This is a genomic window from Photobacterium sp. NCIMB 13483, assembly GCF_003025475.1.
In the GTDB taxonomy this organism is placed as follows: domain Bacteria; phylum Pseudomonadota; class Gammaproteobacteria; order Enterobacterales; family Vibrionaceae; genus Photobacterium; species Photobacterium piscicola.
The window spans coordinates 14,129-34,552 of the sequence record NZ_PYLV01000020.1 but is presented as its reverse complement, the minus strand read 5'-3'; the positions used below and the strand labels follow the sequence as shown (position 1 = coordinate 34,552).

The 20,424-nt window shown below is 38.7% G+C and carries 12 protein-coding genes; 7 read left to right on the top strand and 5 right to left on the bottom strand.

The features are described from left to right. The first annotated feature begins 28 nt into the window (after positions 1-28). Both C9I86_RS14755 and C9I86_RS14750 read left to right on the top strand, forming a co-directional pair. Positions 29-1,180, top strand: a complete 1,152-nt coding sequence (locus C9I86_RS14755; protein ID WP_107276759.1) for an iron-containing alcohol dehydrogenase — start codon at positions 29-31, stop codon at positions 1,178-1,180. Positions 1,181-1,629: 449 nt separating this feature from the next. Beyond that, entirely contained in the window at positions 1,630-2,106 is a 477-nt protein-coding gene (locus C9I86_RS14750; protein WP_107276816.1) for a hypothetical protein, read from the top strand. A 239-nt stretch (positions 2,107-2,345) separates the two neighbouring features. On the opposite strand, the gene C9I86_RS14745 is transcribed toward C9I86_RS14750, so the two are convergent. From C9I86_RS14745 to C9I86_RS14725, 5 genes are all read right to left on the bottom strand, one after another. Further along, positions 2,346-3,506 (bottom strand): ABC transporter substrate-binding protein, encoded by a 1,161-nt coding sequence (locus C9I86_RS14745; RefSeq protein ID WP_107276757.1) that lies wholly within the window; start codon positions 3,504-3,506, stop codon positions 2,346-2,348. A gap of 18 nt (positions 3,507-3,524) precedes the next feature. After that, positions 3,525-4,454 carry a porin gene (locus C9I86_RS14740; protein ID WP_241956905.1) on the bottom strand — a complete coding sequence of 310 codons (930 nt, stop codon included), beginning with the start codon at positions 4,452-4,454 and terminating at the stop codon, positions 3,525-3,527. Between the two features lie 668 nt (positions 4,455-5,122). Next, positions 5,123-7,798: a molybdopterin-dependent oxidoreductase gene (locus C9I86_RS14735; protein ID WP_107276812.1), complete on the bottom strand. Its 2,676-nt coding sequence runs from the start codon at positions 7,796-7,798 to the stop codon at positions 5,123-5,125. Between the two features lie 385 nt (positions 7,799-8,183). Next, the gene (locus tag C9I86_RS14730; RefSeq protein WP_107276755.1) at positions 8,184-11,096 is read right to left on the bottom strand and encodes a GH92 family glycosyl hydrolase; all 2,913 of its coding nucleotides are present in this window, start codon (positions 11,094-11,096) and stop codon (positions 8,184-8,186) included. Between the two features lie 260 nt (positions 11,097-11,356). Beyond that, positions 11,357-13,882, bottom strand: coding sequence for a GH92 family glycosyl hydrolase (locus C9I86_RS14725; protein WP_107276754.1), 2,526 nt, complete (start codon positions 13,880-13,882; stop codon positions 11,357-11,359). Between the two features lie 845 nt (positions 13,883-14,727). On the opposite strand from C9I86_RS14725, the gene C9I86_RS14720 reads away from it, so the two are divergent. The 5 genes from C9I86_RS14720 to C9I86_RS14705 all read left to right on the top strand — a co-directional run bounded on the left by C9I86_RS14720 (position 14,728) and on the right by C9I86_RS14705 (position 20,388). After that, on the top strand, positions 14,728-15,045 hold the full coding sequence (locus C9I86_RS14720) for a PTS fructose transporter subunit IIB (protein WP_065193308.1): 318 nt from the start codon (positions 14,728-14,730) through the stop codon (positions 15,043-15,045). A gap of 28 nt (positions 15,046-15,073) precedes the next feature. Beyond that, the gene (gene ptsP, locus C9I86_RS14715; RefSeq protein ID WP_107276753.1) at positions 15,074-17,569 is read left to right on the top strand and encodes a phosphoenolpyruvate--protein phosphotransferase; all 2,496 of its coding nucleotides are present in this window, start codon (positions 15,074-15,076) and stop codon (positions 17,567-17,569) included. Between the two features lie 264 nt (positions 17,570-17,833). After that, positions 17,834-17,986 (top strand): hypothetical protein, encoded by a 153-nt coding sequence (locus C9I86_RS20090; RefSeq protein ID WP_158258953.1) that lies wholly within the window; start codon positions 17,834-17,836, stop codon positions 17,984-17,986. Next, positions 17,983-18,918 (top strand): DMT family transporter, encoded by a 936-nt coding sequence (locus C9I86_RS14710; RefSeq protein ID WP_080156494.1) that lies wholly within the window; start codon positions 17,983-17,985, stop codon positions 18,916-18,918. The genes C9I86_RS20090 and C9I86_RS14710 overlap by 4 nt, the downstream gene beginning before the upstream one ends. 9 nt (positions 18,919-18,927) lie before the next feature. Next, positions 18,928-20,388, top strand: coding sequence for a sodium:solute symporter (locus tag C9I86_RS14705; protein ID WP_107276752.1), 1,461 nt, complete (start codon positions 18,928-18,930; stop codon positions 20,386-20,388). The last annotated feature ends 36 nt before the right edge of the window (positions 20,389-20,424 follow it).

Sequence of the window (20,424 nt, the reverse complement as noted above, 5' to 3'; positions counted from 1 at the left end):
ATTAATCAATAATTATCGGAGCTTTACTATGAGCAATGTATTTTACATGCCACCTGTCACCTTAATGGGTCCTAATGCAATTCAATCTCTAGGTGCTGAATTAGCGTCAAAAGAATTGAAAAAAGCACTTATCGTTACTGATAGTGTGTTAGTTGAAGTGGGTCTGGTTAGTAAGCTAACAGATGAGCTAACAGCACATAACCTTGATTACGTTATCTATGATGGTGTGCAACCTAATCCAACAGAGAAAAATATCGAAGATGGTCTTGCCCTATTGGCTGAAAGCAAAGCAGACTTCGTGATTTCATTTGGTGGTGGTTCATCACACGATACAGCAAAAGGTATTGCGTTAGTTGCAGCTAACGGGGGTCATATTCGTGATTACTCTAAAGGTGTTCACTTATCGAAAAAACCACAACTGCCATTGGTAACAGTGAATACAACAGCGGGTACGGCATCAGAAATGACAGTATTTGCGATCATCACTAACCAACAAGATCAAACTAAATACCCAGTAGTTGATAAGCACTTCACCCCTATTATTGCCGTTAACGATTCAGAACTAATGGTCGCAATGCCTAAGTTCCTAACCGCAACCACAGGTATGGACGCATTAACTCACGCTGTTGAAGCCTATGTTTCAACCGCTGCAACACCAATCACGGATGCATCAGCCATCAAAGCGATTGAGTTGATTGTTAATAACTTAGAAACAGTAGTAAGTAACGGTCAAGACCGTGCAGCTCGTGATGCAATGCAGTACGGTGAGTACTTAGCGGGAATGGCATTCTCAAATGCTTCTCTCGGTTACGTGCACTCAATGGCGCACCAATTAGGTGGTGTTTACGACCTGTCACACGGCCTATGTAACGCTATTCTACTTGCTGAAGTGTCACGCTTTAATGCTAAACAAGTACCTGAGCGTTTTGTTGATATCGCCAAAGCAATGGGGATTGATACGGCAACGATGACACAAGAGCAAGCGGTTAACGCAGCCCTTGAAGCAATTGATGGTTTATCAGCAGCAGTTGGTACTAAACAACGTTTAGCAGATCTTGGTGTTACAGAAGATAAGCTCGCATTTATGGCGCAAAACGCCCTAAACGATGCATGTTCTTTAACTAACCCACGCAAAGCTAGCCAAGAAGAAATCGTTAATATCTTTAAAGCACGGATGTAATTATTCTGACTATCAGTGATTACAGGCTTTAATAAACAAAAGACCACTGATTTATGATTAGTGGTCTTTTTATATTATTAATTTTCTTAAATGATTATTTTTCCAAGCTAAGACCTTACATATTGTTATCCTTTATAAATTAGAAGTATATTTCCCTCACATACACGCCAAAAAAATAACACCAACCAGAAACATACAAATATTAAATATATTATTTTTAAAAGTAATATATTTAATATTTCATTTCAAATCGCCAGCCATCATTTTTAATAAAATTGAAAACAAACATTTAATTAATAGCAAACAAATAACCATACCAACGCTTACAAATAAATTGTAACATTGTTATATATAGAATAAATAAAGGCTTAAAAACAATTATAAAAAAATCCACGTCCAGTTTCATATAATTATATTTTGTATTTTATAAGGATATTTTCACGATGAATATTTTAAAAAGAATAAACTTCCAAATAATTCCTGTTCAAATTTTTCTTTTCGCCTTTTGGTTTAAAAATGGATTTATTGATAAGTTTTTTGGTGTAACCATTGCAGCATTCAACCCAACAGAGTTCAATAAAGGCGACTCATGGGCTGGGTGGGAATCATATATAACAGGAGGCTGGAATAAATCAGAGGTAGCACACACACTGTTTACTCCTGCATATGACATTTTATTTCCAGTCATAATTTTTCTTCAATGTTTACCTGCTGTTATGATTATAATTGCTATACTAAAACGTGAGTTTATGCATAATGAAAATAATGACTTCACAAAACGAGCAGCGACTGCATCACTATTCGTAACCAGTGTTTTACTCTTTAGTCAAACCATTGCGGGATCATCTGATGGCCAGTATCTATGGCAATTATTAGGTCTAGGTATGGTTTTAATTATGTATATAAAAGCGATTAACAAATCATAAGATTGATTTAAAGCCTCTACTATAGGGGCTATTTTAAATATAATAACTAACGCTTAGTTGTAAACAATCTTATTATAAACCGTTTAACCTAATAAATATTTATTCAGATTATATAAATTAATTACTATATAAGAACATTAACTTGTATTTATTTAATAAAAAAAGCCTACTAATTTTAGTATCAACAGGCTTTAAGTCTTCTAATATTAATACTCAATATTTATTTAACTAAACAGAAACTACTGTGTCATTACTTCAAAATTACTGATCCCAAAAATACCTTTCACATCATGATCACCAAGCTGTTTATTCATTTCCTCAAAGGTACGCTCAGGATTGAGATCGTTAAATAATTCAGAGCGAATCCATTTAGCGAAATATTCAAGAGCAACAAGATTATAAGGCGAGTTGTAAAACGGTTTATAGACAGCGTAAACATCCTTAGTTTGGAATGCTTTGGTTGCTTTTAACCAATCACGAGACATCAGCAATTTAGTTTGATCTGTTATAGCCTGAGTGTTCATTGCATAACCTAATGGAATGCCATGGGTCGCTTTACCTGTTTTCTTCTCAATCCACCCTGCTGACTGCATAATATAAACATCCGTATTGGCGGTAATGATTGTTTCCGGTGACATTACTCCTTTATGTGCCCCTTTTAATGGCTTTGTTGCAATATTTTCAGCTTTTAATAGAGTAATAAAATCACTCATATTGCCACCAGAATAGGTATCACAGCAAGATTCAAAGGTATAGCCTGCTGCCGTTTCAAGAAAGACATTTTTTGATTTAATTTCAGGATGTTGTGCAATTACATCCTTAATATGGTTTAAGTGTTTAAGGTAATAATCAGAGAAGGCTTGACCTCGTTGCTGCTGGCCTAATGCAGTTGCAACAGTGGTCACTGAGTTTAAAGTATTGGCAATAGTTTTTTCACGGAAATCAGCAGTGATCACCTGAATACCTGCCGCATCTAGCTTGTTAATCAATCCCGTTGACTGGGCTTTTTTAGCACTATCTAAACCAATAATCAGCACATCAGGTTTAGGTTTCATGTTAATAAAGGCTTCAGCATCAAATTGCCCTTTACTGATTTTACCAATGCTATGTGCCTTCGCTAACGACGGATAACGTTTAAGGTAAAGATCATACATGCTAGGGGCTGAATTTTTCATATCATCACGCATTGCGACTAAATGCTTACCAGCGTCTTTACCGTAAACGATTTCTAATAATGGAAAGTTACGGGCTGTGCCCAGTGCAATATACTCAGGTTGATGATCTAACGTAATCGCGCGACCAGTAATATCGGTGACCGTCATTGGATAATCTGCGGCAAAGGCAGAGCAAGAAACAATAGCGCCAAGAGCTATAGTTAACGTCTTTAAGCGAGTTTTCATAATAAAACCTTTTGAGAGTTAGAAGTCGTAACGAATACCAATCATTTCTTGTACGTCGTTCTTTATAGTGTCGACATTAATGGCGGCATAGGTTCTAAACTGACGATTCCACCTTGCGGTAATATCAACATTGGCCGCACGAGTGTCATTCGCATTCTCAAAATTCAATTCACCAAATCCGATAGTCGCGGTATATATTGAACTGAATTTATACGCAGCGACAACATCATAACCGTTACCCGTTTCACCCTTAACCTTCTGTTTAGTATACAAAGTACCAAGATATAATTTATTTAATTGATAACCTAATCCAATATCAAATTGTTGTTTTGATTGCCGTTGAACTTTAGTTTGCTTGGCAAAACCGATCGCAGTGGTGAATCCAGTATCGCCGATCGTTTGAGATCCGGCGACAGAGAAACCATGATCAAAATCACCTTTTACTTTACCTTCAGCTCCAGCATAGTTTGCGCTTAAAGTGGTTCCGAAGTCGTTGGTATAAGTAGTAGCAATACTGTTAGCGATACGCTTACCAACTTTAAATTTGTCAGCGGCAATCGCACCATAGAACGCTTGAATATCGGTAATATCTGTAACAACACTCATAGCACCATCTGTCTTACCATATACAAGAGTTGCATAGCCATTATCTAAAGCGGCTTTAATACCAACATATAAGTGACGTGTTTTTTCTGATTCAGCTTTAAATTCTTGTTCAAAAACACCAATACCGTTAATAGTATCTGTTAGTTTCGTCTCACCCGAAATCTTAATTCTCGCTCGACTTAAATCGCTAATATCATGATCTGCATTTTCAGATCGCGCTTCAATTCGACCACCAATATTTAATTTTGAATCATCTGTTTTATAAATAGTTGCCGCATTTATGGTGCCACTTGCTGTTGCCAGACATAACAACCCCAGAGCAAGTTTATTGTTATTAATCAAAAATCACCTCAGTCAATTAAGCATCATTTGATGTTACCTTTAGGTAAAAGAGAATGAGAATAATAATCATTTAATAATAGTTGTCAAATTTTGTTCGCCTTTTTTATTCTTTAAAAGGATATTTATTCACTAGAGGAATGATCATTTAACGAATTTCAATCGCATAATTTTATACATTTAAACACTGGGGGCACATTCGTATCGTTAGCACTAACAGTAAGAATTACATCATCCACCAGCGAATATTTGATGGCAAATACGCCACAAAAAAGGCGAAATAATAATGTGGCAGAATTACTAATAACCCCATAGCTTAAAATTATTTAATTCAATAAGATAGTTCTGATAATTTGAATATTAACTGATAAAAAAAACCAGATAGTCACTAGAATGAGCGTTAATAAACGCTGTTATTTTAAGAAGAGAAACGGGAAATGAAATCGAAGAGAAGGACTGCCTCGTAAGCTAATTGTTCAGGATTAACTTAACGAGGCACAAGATTTTCGTAGCCAAACAAATTTATTATGAATCATAAGGCTTAACAATATCGGTTGTTTTATTTTGTGGCATTGGCCTCATAATCTACGTTTTTTTATAAAAAAAATCCGAACACTCCATTGAGTTGTTCGGATTTTAATCATATAAAATCAATATCTAATCTAAATTTATTACGCTTTTGCAGCGTGTTTATCTAAATATTCTAAAACAAGTTTACGATCAGCTGCATTTAAACCCGCACGAGGGAACATACTTTGTGTGATCCCTTCCCACTGTGCACGAGTATGTGCTGATGGATTAGGTGCCGCATGACACATAGTACAACTTGCATAGAAAATTTCTTGACCACGACTGATCTTCGGTGCTTTTTTACCTGCATTTGCTTTATGAAGTAATGCAATACGACCATCGATATTAAGATCAACCATAGGTAAAATAGAACCATCATTTGGTCCTGTTGGTTGTTCGATCATTGGTGGTTCATAGGCTTTATTTGGTGAACATGGATCGGTACATTTTTTATAATATGCTAAACAAGTATTCGCACTTGTACCTTGGCTTAGTCCGCCACATGATTGATCCGATGTAATAATATTAATCTGACCACTATTACAACGACCTAATTTATCAAGTTGCATCCATGCGCCTTCATGTAGACATGCTACGCCTCGACGAACTTCTTTTGATAATTTAGCACCACACAGTAACGCACCACGATCATTGTGTAACTCAACCAAATCACCGTCTTTAATGCCTTGAGCATGCGCATCTTGATCGTTAATCAATAAGTACTGACGTCCATCAACACACTCATAACTATTGGTATCTGCGTTTGCCATTTGTGAGTGTAAACGCATCCAAGGATGTGGGCTCAAAATATGCAATTGCCCTTCTTTAGCATTACCTAAAAACTCGAACGGTTGCATATAAGTCGGTACTGGTGGGCAGTCATCCAACTTCATTTTAGCGATAGATTCACTGTATAGTTCGATTTTACCTGATGGCGTATGTAATGGGTGTTTCTCTGGATCATCATAGAATGCACCATGACGTTGCCAGTAATCTGCTTTTTCTGGGGTTGGCATAACAGTAACGCCATCTTTCCAGAATTCATCAAACGGTTTAATTTTCGCAGCAGTTGATGACTCATAAGCTGTTTTCAGCAACGTCATCATATCTTTACCCGTAGTATATTTATCTTCTACGTGGAAAATCTTCGCTAAACGGCGGAAAATCTCATAGTCATCTAGACTTTCGCCATAAGGTTCAATCACTTGCTGCATAGCATAAACTTTATTATTACTGTATGTGCCACCAGAAGTAATATCGACCCGCTCTAAAGCACTGGTTGCTGGTAAAACAATATCAGCAAATCGCGCTGACGCACACCACCATGTATCTTGACAAACATAAGTCTCAACTTTGTCATTCATTGCTTTGATTAAAGCATTAAGATTTTGTTGGTGTGAGAACAGGTTATTACCTGAGTTGTATACCATTGATATATCAGGGAATTTTAAAGTTTGACCATTATAAGTAAATGACTTACCAGGATTACGTAACATTTCAGACTGAAGTACAACCGGACAACCTGCAGAAATAGGATTAAAGCCTTGACCTAATGTTACAGGTAATGATGCACCTGATTGTGGCATACCGCCGTTACCATAGTGCCAGCTAAAACCAAAACCTTCGCCAGGTTTACCAATTTTACCCGCCATTGCTGCAAAGTTAATAATCGACCAGTGGATCATCTCACCGTGATCAGCTCGTTGAACGGCCCAACCTGCTGCAATTTGGGTTTTTTTAGATTTAAATAATACGGCTAACTTTTTAATTTCATCAGCGGGAATACCCGTAATTTTAGCTGCCCACTCAGGTGTTTTAGCTACGCCATCTTGTTTACCTAATAAGTAATCAAGATATTGATCATAACCTACAGTATATTTTTTCAAATATTCAAGATCTGCTAATTTTTGATCTTGTAAATGGAAAGCCATCGCATTAAATAGTGCAGTGTCAGTACCTGGAATAATTGATACCCATTCACTGTCTAAATTATGATCGGTCGTGGTACGTTTAGGGTTAATGGAAATAAACTTAATCCCTTTTTGTTTCCATTTAAGCCAATGGCTTTGCATTTGATGATCAGCAACACGGAATTCAACACGGTTGGTTTTCCAAGGATCACTACCCACTAACACAAATACTTCAGTGTTTTCTTCAATAACAGGCCAAGCTGTTTGTGGTGAATATACTTCCATATCACCGACAATGTGCGGCAAAATAACGGTTGAAGCACCCGCAGAATAGTCACCGATAGTGGTGCTACAACCACCAATTAAATTAAAGAAACGACCTTGAACAACAGGTGGGCGTAATAAGCCTGTATTTGACCAACCATCATAAGATGAGTCAAAAATACCTTGGTTACCTTTGTTTTCAATTGTGTGCAGAATAGCACTGGCTGTTAATTGTAATGCAGTGTCCCAACTTACTCTAACAAACGGTTCTTTACCGCGTAATTCAGGTTTTGTGTCACCACCTAAATTTTCTAAATATGATTTACGCACCATTGGATATTGGATACGTGTTTTATTGTAAGTTCGGCTTAATAAACCTTCTAATAACATTTCAGTTGGCAGTGGATCAATTTCTTTACGAGGTTGAATACCAACTAATTTACCGTCTTTTACTACACCATAGAAAGGTCCCCAGTGGCTTGCACTAGGAATTAAAATTGTATCATCAGCAAATGCAAAGTTAGCGGGGAATAGTGTTAAACCATTTGCTGCAATAGCCGTGGCGATAGCTGATTTTAGAAAGTTACGACGAGAAATAGGCATAATATCTCCAATTGCCATTTATATTCTAAGCGCCTTGAAAATAATGACATTAAACGCATTGAACTCAATACTTATTAATGACAATAAATTACTTGCCGTCAATCATACTTATTAACAATGCATAATCTATCAAATATTTTTAATAGCTTTATTATTTTATTTATATATGTGGATATATCATGAATACTACGCTTTATTTCAATTTAAAATAAATCTTAAAATAACAAACACTGATTCTATAAATGGATTCATAATCAATACAATTTTTGATATTGATTATGATTTGAATATTAAAAAGAGGAATAAAAAAATCCCACGGTAGTTAACCGTAGGATTTGAAGAACAATAACTATAAATAATTTTTATGCTAAAAAAGCATAACTCTTTATCGAGCACCAACAGGTAGTGATTTCTCGTGTAAGAACTCACCAATTCCAGTATTTGGTGGTGTAGAGTCAGCGGCAGCACCCCACTGTTTATTTGGTGTATCACCCATCGTAAACACTAGGTCACCACCGTACATAATCTCATCATGAGTAAGATAGGTACGATTAAACGTCTTACCATTAAACGTTGCGTTTTGAATAAAGATATTTTCACGACTCACGTTCTTTGCGACCACATTAAACGACTGTCCGTTGCCCACATCAATGGAAGCAGTTTCAAACATCGGTGTACCAATTTCATAAATACTGCCTGCATTCACTGGATAGAAACCTAGCGCACGGAACACAAACCATGAAGAAAGCGTACCAAAGTCATCATTACCACAAATACCATCAGCAGTGTTGTCGTAACAAACATTAGTTGAGGCTGCAATCGCCGCTTGAGTCTTCCACGGCTGACCCACGTAGTTATACAAATAAGACACATGCAGATCAGGTTCATTACCTTGTACGTGTTGACCTACGTTACCAGTATTAAAGACAGGGAACTGGTTATCACCCGCATTACGATCTGGATATGTTGACCAATACTCATCTAAACGTGCCGCAAATAATTCGCCCTCTTTTGCTTCAGGGTTAAACTTACGATCCGCTTGAGTCATCAGATCTTTTAGACCATGAATATCATGTTGTACACTAAAGAAGTATTGCCAACCGTTTGACTCTGAGAATGCCCAGTTAAACATGTCAGGACGCCAATCTTTACCAGCATTTCCACCGGTTACAGGATCTGTCCAGTTCTTATCAATAAATTGGCCATTATTATCACGCGCTTTAAACCACCCTTTCCACGGTGTATTTGCTTCGCCACCAAAATCGAACTGTGCTTGCCAGTTATTTGAGCGATTAGCAAATTCGGTATAACGTGGATCATCTTCGCCAAACACCAAGGCAATGGATTTTGCAATCATCCAATCATTCATTGAATATTCAAGTGAATATGACGCTGTCCATGAATCTTTAAAAGGTGAGTGCTTACCGTATGAGTCCGTTTCTGTATCATGGAGCTGTGCTGGCACCCAACCATTTTTTTCATATTCTTTAATCCATGACACACCTTGGCTCGTTTTCCCGCGTGCATCCGTTACCATGGCGGTAATTAAGCGCGCTTTAATATCATTTTGATCTGCCTGACTAAAACCAAGTTCTGTCATTCGCGTATCAAGGATGCCTTTTGCCAATACATCATAAATAACCGGGGTTGAGTGCATCCCCATCATCATGCCGGTTTCATTACCTTTAAATGTCCACTCAGGTAAACGGCCTTTACGAGATTCGCTCGCAGTACCCGCCGCATCAAGAGGCGTAAATTCTTCTTCTGCATAAGAAAGCATTGATAACACAACATCCGCTAATGCATTAGGGGTAAAGATTGATGCTAGTGGTTGTACATTACGGTAAGTATCCCACAGTGAGAATGTGTCATAACGAGTAAAGTCAGCTTTACCATCATTGTTGGCATCGGCTAAACGAACATCATCCACTAATGGCGCTTCTTTACCCCAAGATGGACGACCATTTGGATAAGCATTACGACCTTGGAATGCACGGTAATATTTACCATCAATATCTGAGTGCGTTGTTTGACCTAGGAAAGCATGGTACATCGCAGTATAGAAAGTTTGCTTGTAGGTTTCATCACCTTCAACTTTTACTTTACCCAGTAATGCTTCCCACTCATTGGTGGCTTCTAAACGTACATCATCAAAGTTTTTATTATCAACTTCAGTTAGATTCAAGAACGCTCCCGTTAATGGCGCTTTATTGGTGCCATCATTACCAATCGCAGTACTTGATAACGCCAATTTTGCTTCAACGGCTAACCCTTGTTTTTCAGTATCAAATTCAACATAAGCGCGAGCATATTGATATTTACCAAACACATCACGATCATTAACCGCATCATAGGTTTGAGAGCCTTTAATTGACCCTATTTCAGTAAAGTCAGCTGGCGCATTAACGTATTGTTTAGTCTCTTTATCATAATAAGCAAAACGGACATTTTTGATCGGTTGATCAAACTCCATCACAAAATATTCTTTCTGAGAGGCTGCCCAACCATCAGATAAACGGTGGCCAATCAAACGGTTATTTTCTTTATCCCAACGAATAAAAGAATCAGAAGTGTAATCCCAGTTAAGCTTAAATCCGGTATTAACGATAATTTCAGATTTTGTATCGCGTGGGAACGTATAACGGTGCACACCAACACGATCAGACGCTGTCAGTTCAGCAGTAATGTCATAGTCAAGCAACTCAACCTTGTAGTAACCCGCGGTCGCCTGCTCATCTTTATGTTTAAAATGGGATGCTTCTAAATTGAGGGTCGCTGAACCTTCATTGATCATAAAGTCTGAACGGGAGTTAATTGGCATTACCAGAATGTCATTTAAGTCCCCAGCCCCCGCGCCAGATAAATGAGTATGAGAAAAACCACTGGTACGAGCGTCATGATAATAATAGCCAGAAATATACTCCCAGCCATTAGAGCCATTATTCGGGGACAATTGCACCATGCCATTAGGGGTAGTTGCACCAGGGTAAGTATTACCTAAATTACCAGTCCCTATAAATGGATTAACGTAGCGGGTGACATCCATGCCCGATAAATCAACCGGAATATGAACCCCCATATCAATAACTGGGTTTTCTGTACTTGGTTTATCATCACAATCACCGTCCCCAGTCGGTGGACAAACGGGCTTATCCCCTTCGTCAACAGGAGGAAGAGTGCCATCACCATCAGGGACAGTAACATTAACATCAATATTATGCGTGTCGTCATCACAAGCCGTTAAACTCAATGTTGCAGCAATAACAGCCATTGAAAGTAGGGTACGTTTGAATTTCATTTCAAATCCTTTTCTAATTTATATATTATTTTTTAACACTGTTATTAATAGTCATTAATAAAAAACCATTAGCGACCACGCTGAAATAGACAGTATTTAAGAAATAAATAAAACAATGTAATTTAAACCCACCGTTTAATTAATATTGAAACGTAAATATCAATGATGATTAAACAATGAATGATATAAAGAAACGAACAGTATTGAGAGGCAGACAAATATAATCAACTTTGTCTGCTTCAAATATAACTAATATTAATTTATTTAATTGTTGGCTTTTTATTGGTCATCACAAAGTGTAATTCGCCACCAGCCATAATTTCACTATGAGCAAAAGTATAATGATTACCCAAGGGCTTTCCATTAATAGTGACCGATTCAACATAGATATTATCAGGGCTATTATTTTCAGCCGTTATCGTAAATTGACCGTCATCAATATCAAATTTCACTTCATCAAACAGTGGTCGTCCAATAGTATAAATCGGTGCGCCAGGATTCACTTGATAGAAGCCTAATGCACCCATAATGTACCAAGCTGACATTTGACCTACATCTTCGTTACCAATTAAACCCGCTTTGGTTGGGTGGAAGAATTTTTTCATCGCCTGATCGACATATTCTTGGGTTTTCCAAGGCTCTGCCGTCCAGTTATACAAGTATGGCACGTGATGATCAGGTTCATTACCCATGATAAATTGACCGATATAACCTGTCATATCCCCTTGAGAGGTATCAGCTTTATCATTTGCAGTAAATAACGCATCTAAGTTCTGTAAGAAACCTGCCTCACCGCCCATGGTTTGTTTTAAACCAACGATATCATGCGGTGCAAACCAACTCCATTGCCATGTATTCCCTTCCGTGAAATCTTGACCACGATGCTCGGCACGGTAAGGCCAGAAAATATCAAATGATTTAGCATCATTAATATCACAACCCTCAGGTAACGGCGTAATTGGATCGCCTTGACCGTCAATGGCACATGATGGATAGTTATTTACCCATGAACCATCATGATTTTTAGGGCGCATAAATCCAGTTGCACCGTATTTAGCATATTCAGCCTTATTGAGATCAAAGTAAGGCTTGTAAGCTTGTGAACGTGCTATATAACGTTGATATTGAGCATCATCACCTGCTAACTTAGCGATTTGGGCAATACACCAATCGTAGTAAGCATTTTCTAATCCGTATGACACCGATTCATTGACTAATTCATCGTATTTATCTTGGGCGATACCACCATCTTGAGGTTTTTTCTTAGCGTCCGCTGGCACATACCCGTGTTGCTCAGCATATTCACCATGACGGGTCATGACCGTAAAACGTTTATCACCATTCCACGCATCTTTATAAGGCACCCAATCTTGTGTAATAGTTAAATCAAAGTTAGCTGACACATCTGCCGCTTTAAGTGCTAATTCAAAATCTTGTTGAGTAAAAGCATCAGGGTATTTCACCATTACATCGGCAATCACAGAAACCGCAGGGTAACCGACCATTTCACCGGTGTAATCAGAATGCAATTCCCACTTAGGTAATACACCACCAGTTTTAAATTTATTCATCAAATCATGGGCGTATTCAATTGCACGTTCTTTATCTATAATGGTTTTAAGTGGATGAGCAGCGCGGAATGTATCCCACATAGAATACACTGAATAGTTAGTAAAATCGGCATCAGCTTGATGGACTTTGCCATCCATACCACGGTATTTACCATCAACGTCTTGATACACAAACGGCGCGACATAAGTACGGTAAAGCGAAGTATAGAACATGGTCTTATCGGCTTGGGTTCCCCCTTTAATGGTGAATTTATTTAACACCTTCGCCCATTGCTGTTGGTTGTCAGCCACAACCTCATCAAAATCATAACCGTTGTCGTCAGCTTGTAAGTTGGCCATCGCACCATCAATACTGGTACCAGAGATGGCAATCTTAACCGTGATAGGCTGATCACCGTCACCAAAGTTAAGGTAGGTCACCACATCACGTACTCGATCACGTTTATCGCCGTAACCTTGATAATCGGCTAATCCAACTTCTGTTGCAGCAGTTTGCTTACCTTCAACATACGCCATGTGACCACTAAACGGTTCTGAAAACTCAGCATAAAAATATACCGTTTGCCACTGACCCCATTCATTACTGGTACGCGCCCCCGCAATAGCATTATCTGCCACTTTTTTATAATAAATACTGCGAGAGTGATTACCGTATTGTTCGAGTAACTCATGTTGTAAATCGATCTTTACTTTACGATCGGCACCTGCTGGAAAACTATAGCGCTGAAAAGCAACTCGATCCGTTGCTGTTAATTCAGCTTTAACTTTTGTTTCAATAAGATCAACCGCGTAATAACCCACTTTTGATATTTCAGTTTGCTTATCCATCGTAACAGCGGTTGAGTGAAAACCGGTATAAGGTAAGAATGCAAAATCATTAAGATCCCCTTTACCTGCACCCGAAATATGGGTGGTGCTAAATCCTGATAATTGATTTAAATAGTGATGATAATCAGATGGTGATCCTTTCCCTTCCCAATTCGTCGGATTCCAGTTATCAGGGCTTGGTTGGATCATACCTTCAGGGGTTACAGGGCTAGGATTAACATTGCCTAAACCATCCGTGCCAATCAAAGGATCAACATAGTTAAGTACCGCTAATGTTGGCAGATTATCGTTTTTATCCGTTGATGATTGGGTTGAATTATCATTATTACAGCCGACAAGACCAACAGAAAGAGCAATTGCTGCTGCGACGATTGACAGTTTAAACATGGTTTTCTATCCCTATTTTTTAATTGCACCACACTCTTACTGAGCAAGGTTGATATTATTAAAACAATTGGATCAATAAGATTAAATAAAATCACTATTCGTTTTATTGACTCGCATTATTAAAAATAAAGAATTATGGCGATATAGGATAAATTACGCATTCACTGTATATTTGTAACAACACCTAATCGCTGTGAGTAGGCTCTCATTGTTATATTGCGATATTTTGACTCAATATCACAGTTTGCTATTTTTGTTTAAATATAATTAATGACCATATTTAATTTATATATTATCAAACATCATCATTATTATTTAAAGAAGACTGCGTGATATCACATAAAAAACGATTAGATAGAATAGTGCTATTAAAGTGATATTTATCCACTATTTATATTTTTAATTTAAGTAATAATTAACCCAGCGTTTAAAATATAAAATATTGTCATTATTTTCCCGAACAATGACCTTTAGCAGCATGCAGTCCCCCGCTCATGCTGCCTTTTTATTATTACGTGATGACAACCGCTCTTGTATTTATTCATCTTTTCTTCTTAACACCACATTCTAAGCACTATCAATTAATAATAATGCCGTCATTCTTCCCTTAATAAATGCAGCCAACCATCATTAAAGTACTATTACCTTTCAATACCCAACGCACAAAAATGCTAATCATTACTGAGAACATTCACCAAAAATGCAATGAGATCCTTATCACGGTTGGTTATTACGGTTACAAATGTCCTATAAAAGCGTCGTTTCTCTTCTATCTTGCTCTCTATTAACTGCTTATATTTATGCCATTGCCCTAGCATTACATTATCTAACAGCAGGAGAGACATATGAGAGTTGTCGCGATTACCGCATGTCCAACAGGGATTGCACATACCTACATGGCAGCCGACAAGCTCACTGAGACAGCGAAAAAACTCGGGATCACAATAAAAGTCGAAACCCAAGGAGCAATGGGAGTAGAAAATCGCCTCACCGACCAGGATGTTGAGCGTGCTGATATTGTTATCCTCGCAGCCGATATTAATGTCGAGCAAAGTGACCGTTTTACAAAACATCGCTGTCTAGAAGTTTCTATTCAAGATGCATTGCAGCATCCACGACGTATTTTTTCTCAATGTCAGCAACTGCTGTTAGCTCACCAATAACATTAAATAAATTTAAGGCGTATTATTTATGACTCACCAATTTCAGTTTCAATGTGTATTACCTAATGGCATTCATGCGCGTCCAGCAAACCATTTAGAACAACAGTGCCGTCAGTTTGAGTGTCAAATTACGCTAACCAATCACCGCACTAACAATTCAGGTGATGCAAAAAGTGTTTTGGCATTAGTGGGTACAGATACGCTATTAAATGATAACTGTACCTTAAGCTTTGATGGTGCAGACAGTGAACAAGCATATCAGACCCTTCAAACTTACATTGAACAACAATTTCCACATTGTGATGAAGCATTAGAAACGTTATCGGATGAGAGCGAAATCGTGTTACCGCAATCATTATTACGCCACCAACCCCATTTGATCACCGGTAAACGTCTTGCCCCAGGTATTGGTTGTGGTGTACTCGTTGCAATGAGCCAAATTGATCCACAGCAATTTGCGACAACAACCCACGATAACAATGAAGCCCAACGTTTTGAGCAAGCACGAGCACAAGTTAGTACTCACTTAAATAACACCATTGCTAATGGTTCACACCATGAACAAGAAATCACTAGTGCGCATTTAGCCATCATTAACGACTCAAGCTTCATTGATGGCGTAACAACACTGCTAGCAACCCATTCAACGGCTAATGCTATTTTGGCAGTGATGGAAAAACTGTGTCATCAACTTGAACAGTCAGCAAGTAGTTACTTACGTGAACGCGTACTGGATATCAAAGATGTATCAATTCAACTATTAACCGCCGCTTATCCAACAGTACTTGATAACCAAGCTGAATTTTCACTCCAGCTACCAAGTATTGTGATCGCCAACGATTTAACCCCAAGTCAATTTTTAGGGCTTGATAAAGCGTTACTGCAAGGCTTGGTGTTAACCCATGCTGGTAGCACTTCACACACCGTAATTTTGGCACGTGCATTTAATATTCCAACCTTGTCAGGGATTGAAATTAAAGACTGTGCGGCGGCATTAAATCATCATGTTTATGTTGATGCTCAGTTAGGGGTACTGGCTATCGAGCCTAGCAATGAAGTTAGTGGTTACTTCGATCGTGCCATCACATTGGCGAATACACTTAAACAACAGCAAAGTCAGTATGCCCACCAGCAAGCAGCCACTCAAGATGGTCACACGATTGAGGTCGCTGCTAATATTGCCTGTTCAGTAGAAGCGGATAATGCGTTTGCACAAGGGGCTGAAGGAATTGGTCTGTTCCGCACTGAAATGCTGTTTATGGATCGCCAGCAAGCACCCGATGAAGAAGAGCAATTTAATCATTACCGTGAAGTATTAACCGCCGCCAATGGTAAACCAGTGATCATTCGTACCATGGATATTGGTGGCGATAAGCCCATTGATTACCTCGCCCTACCCCATGAAAATAACCCATTCCTAGGTTACCGTGCGGTACGTATTTACCCGCAGTTCTTGGCACTGTTCCATACCCAATTAACCGCGATTTTACGTGCATCTGTGCATGGCAAAGCCAAAATCATGATCCCGATGATTCAAAGCATTGAAGAGATCCGTTGGGTTAAGCAACAACTAGAAATCGTTAAGCAACAACTGACAGCACAAAATATTGCTTTTGATGCTGATCTGCAATTGGGCATCATGGTTGAAATCCCATCAGTGGCATTTATTGTTGATTTATTCTGTAAAGAAGTCGATTTCTTCAGTATCGGTTCAAACGATATGACCCAATATTTATTAGCGGTTGATCGTGATAACGCCAGCGTATCAAAACTGTATAACAGCTTAGCCCCTGCTTTCTTACGCTTATTGAAGCAAGTAGTTACTACTGCGCATACTCATGGTAAATGGGTAGGCTTATGTGGTGAGCTTGGTGCAGACAATAAAGTTTTACCATTACTCGTCGGTGCTGGCCTTGATGAGATAAGCATGAGTGCACCAAAAATTGCGGCGACCAAAGCACAACTATCTGAGATCAACTTTACTGACAGCCAAACGTTATTTGCAGAAGCATGTGAGTGCGCCACCATTGAAGAAGTTGAAGCATTACTTGAACAACGTCATGCTCAAGCACAAGTTAAACCAATATTAGTTCAGCAATGTGTATTTAAAGCCGCCGATTTTGCTAACAAAGAAGAAGTGATCCAAGCGCTAGTTGGTAACTTGGGTATTCAAGGCCGTACAGATGAAGTGTATAAGCTTGAGGAAGATATTTGGGCACGTGAAGCCGTATTCTCTACCGGTTTAGGACATGGATTTGCAATTCCACATACGAAGTCTGACCATATTCGTCATTCTAGTATCAGTATTGCGCATCTCGATAAACCGATTGATTGGATGTCAGATTCTGGTGAAGTTGATTTTGTTATCATGCTAACCCTAAACAAAGACCAAGGTGATCAACACATGCGTATCTTTGCCGGGCTTGCACGTAAACTTATTCATGAAAGTTTCCGTGACAGTTTACGTCAGGCTGAATCACCAGAAGCCATTATTGCCATTATTACTGAACAGATTGGCTTATAATTTAAACGTAAGCTTATCAATATAAAGCTCCTCTCTTGAGGGGCTTTGTCATTTTAAACCTCGATTCAAATTATCAACTCCCCTGTTCTTTCCGCTTAATACCTAAAAATGACCAAGATCTCATTTAAACATAGAGAGCGTTTATTGGTTATTTTATAGCAGCTTTTAGCTAGTTCATTCGCTCAAAATCATCAATTATTGTCATTAATAAATAATTAGCATTTCCCTTAATTACTCCCCCCGCCTAAATATAAGGAAAGAGTAATGCAAACAGGTTATTGGGCAATTGATGCTTTTATTATTGCCAATATTATCCTCTGGATCACGGTGACAGGTATTTTTATCTATCAACAACATTCCGGTGGTGGATCATTGGTAAACCAATCAAATAGTACCCATTCAAGGAGTAGAAAATGAACCCTAAAACGCTTGGATATACCACGATGATTGTTTCTGCCACCCTTATGGGTTGTGTTGGCTTGTTCTCACGTAATATTAATACCAGTGGTGATGTCATTGCATTTACACGGATGATCGTCGGTGCTATCTGTATTTTTGCCATTATGCTCTACCAAGGTAAAGCGCAACAATTAAAAAACATAACCCTGACCCCTGCCGTCATAACCAGTGGCGTCTGTTTAGGATTATGCTTAGCCGCATATGTCTCCGCCACCCAATATACAACCTTAGCCAATGCGGTATTTTTAATTTATACCGGCCCTGTTTTTTCAACTATCCTCGCTGCGATATTCTTAAAAGAAAAAATTTCAGCCCTGACTGCATCGATGTTAACCGCAGTATTTATTGGCTGTTTGTTTATTATCGGCATTATCAGTTATAACCCTCACACTGGGTTGACGTTATCGCTGTCGTTTTCTAAAGAAAATATGATCGGGGATATTCTGGGATTAATGTCAGGTATCGGCTATGGCTTGTATTTATTCTTTAGTCGTTACCGTACCGATATTGGTTCAGACTCGCGTTCATTATTTAACTTTTCATTTGGTGCGATAGCCATTGCGATTTGCTTTATCATTAATCCCCCATCATTAGCAGCAATGGATGGCACCTCATGGCTATGGCTACTATCAATGGGGTTCTTTATTGGTTTTGGCGCACTATCATTATTAACCATTGCCGCTAAACATTTAAAAGCAGCGGAATTAGCCTGTATATCTTATTTAGAAACGGTTGTCGGTGCAGGACTGGGGATTTTAGTCTTTAGTGAATCATTAACGGTTTTACAAGCCATTGGTGGCGTATTGGTGATTGGTGGTGGTATGGGAGAGATAGTGATTAATATCATCAAGAAACGGGCATTGTCTCATAAGCCGCTACCACAATCATAAGGTGACGCTATGCACACTTCACTCAATTGGGGGCTACTCCTAGTAACCGTAACAATTATGGTTGCTTTAGCTCTGTACAGTAATAAAGTCATGCACAGCAGCAAGGGTGAAGGTGGTTTTTTGCTTGCCGCAAATTGCTTAGGCCCTTTTATTGGTGCCTCAACCATTGTTGCTACCGCATTCTCTGGTTGGGGATTTATGGGCTCTCCTGGCGTTGCGTATAAATATGGTGCGATTGAATTATTAGGTAATTTTTTCTTTGCCCCCGCGATGATTTTAGCGGTACTATTTTGCGCACGCTTTTTACATCAAAAAGCCCAAACCATGGGCACATTAACAATTGCAGAATATATTGCAGCCAGTCATGATGGTCCTCAAAGTGTCAAACGGGTAACTCAAGCCTTCTGTGCCATTATTACCATCGTACTATTACTGATTTTCCTTGTTGGCCAAATAAAAGCCTTAGGGTTATTAGCGGGGCCATGGTTGGGTATCAGTCACACCAGTGCATCATTGATTATGGTGACGATTATTATTATCTACACATCAATCGGTGGGCTTGCAGCGGTTGCTTTTACTGATACGTTTATGGTGCTCGGTATGTGCTTATCAGCCATTATTATTATGGTGACCATTTTTACTGATCTGCCTCCTTCAGTGTTAATCGAGCAACTGAATGCCATCGATAAAAACTTATTAGCGCCGCAAGATTCAGGCCCTTATGGTAGTAGCCGCTGGCATGTATTAATGGTTCTACCGTATGCGTTTATCTACAGTGCTACCCTGCCCTATATGTCGATACGGTTTATGGCTTTTGCTAATACCACTAAATTACACCATGTAGCGGCTTATATGACCCCTATGGCGTGTTTATTAAGTTTGGTTCCTATCGTTGGCTGCTATATTCGTGTAAAAGTACCAACCTTAACGACCCCTGACGATGCCATGCCCGTCTTTCTAACCCAATTTCTATCACCGTCCTTGTCCGCCATTGTGACCTTGTTTATTTTATTTGCGATGAAATCAACCGCGAACTCAGTATTACATGCAATATCTGGTGCAGTTTCTCATGATTTACGTCAAGCATTGTGGCCCCAATCATCACTAACAGCAAAACAGTTGTTACTACTCAATCGTAGTGCAGTACTCGGACTTGGTACTCTCGGATTTATTATCATGCTGTTTGCGCCCCCGTTTATGCTTTCTATGTTAGCAATTTTAGGATCAGGAACATTAATGGCAGCATTAGTTGCACCAACGTTATTAGCCCATTGGTTACCTGGTAATATTTATGCCGCATTGAGCGCATTAGTGATTGGTTTTTTTAGTGGCTGCCTACTGTTTGTTGAATTTCATTTTGGCTGGGTTGAGGCACCGCTTTATGCTTCATTTTTAGCTTGTTGTAGTTATGCGCTGGTGGCTAAATGCTGCCAATATCAATTCATAGCCAATCATCTTCGACACCTATAACGAAGCAACAAGAGAATAATTCCCCCGTTATTCTCT

Coding starts and splice junctions, on each gene's coding strand:
- C9I86_RS14755 (WP_107276759.1), top strand. CDS start 29: ATGAGCAATGTATTTTACATGCCACCTGTCACCTTAATGGGTCCTAAT.
- C9I86_RS14745 (WP_107276757.1), bottom strand. CDS start 3,506: ATGAAAACTCGCTTAAAGACGTTAACTATAGCTCTTGGCGCTATTGTT.
- C9I86_RS14735 (WP_107276812.1), bottom strand. CDS start 7,798: ATGCCTATTTCTCGTCGTAACTTTCTAAAATCAGCTATCGCCACGGCT.
- C9I86_RS14730 (WP_107276755.1), bottom strand. CDS start 11,096: ATGAAATTCAAACGTACCCTACTTTCAATGGCTGTTATTGCTGCAACA.
- C9I86_RS14725 (WP_107276754.1), bottom strand. CDS start 13,882: ATGTTTAAACTGTCAATCGTCGCAGCAGCAATTGCTCTTTCTGTTGGT.
- C9I86_RS14720 (WP_065193308.1), top strand. CDS start 14,728: ATGAGAGTTGTCGCGATTACCGCATGTCCAACAGGGATTGCACATACC.
- ptsP (WP_107276753.1), top strand. CDS start 15,074: ATGACTCACCAATTTCAGTTTCAATGTGTATTACCTAATGGCATTCAT.
- C9I86_RS20090 (WP_158258953.1), top strand. CDS start 17,834: ATGCAAACAGGTTATTGGGCAATTGATGCTTTTATTATTGCCAATATT.
- C9I86_RS14710 (WP_080156494.1), top strand. CDS start 17,983: ATGAACCCTAAAACGCTTGGATATACCACGATGATTGTTTCTGCCACC.
- C9I86_RS14705 (WP_107276752.1), top strand. CDS start 18,928: ATGCACACTTCACTCAATTGGGGGCTACTCCTAGTAACCGTAACAATT.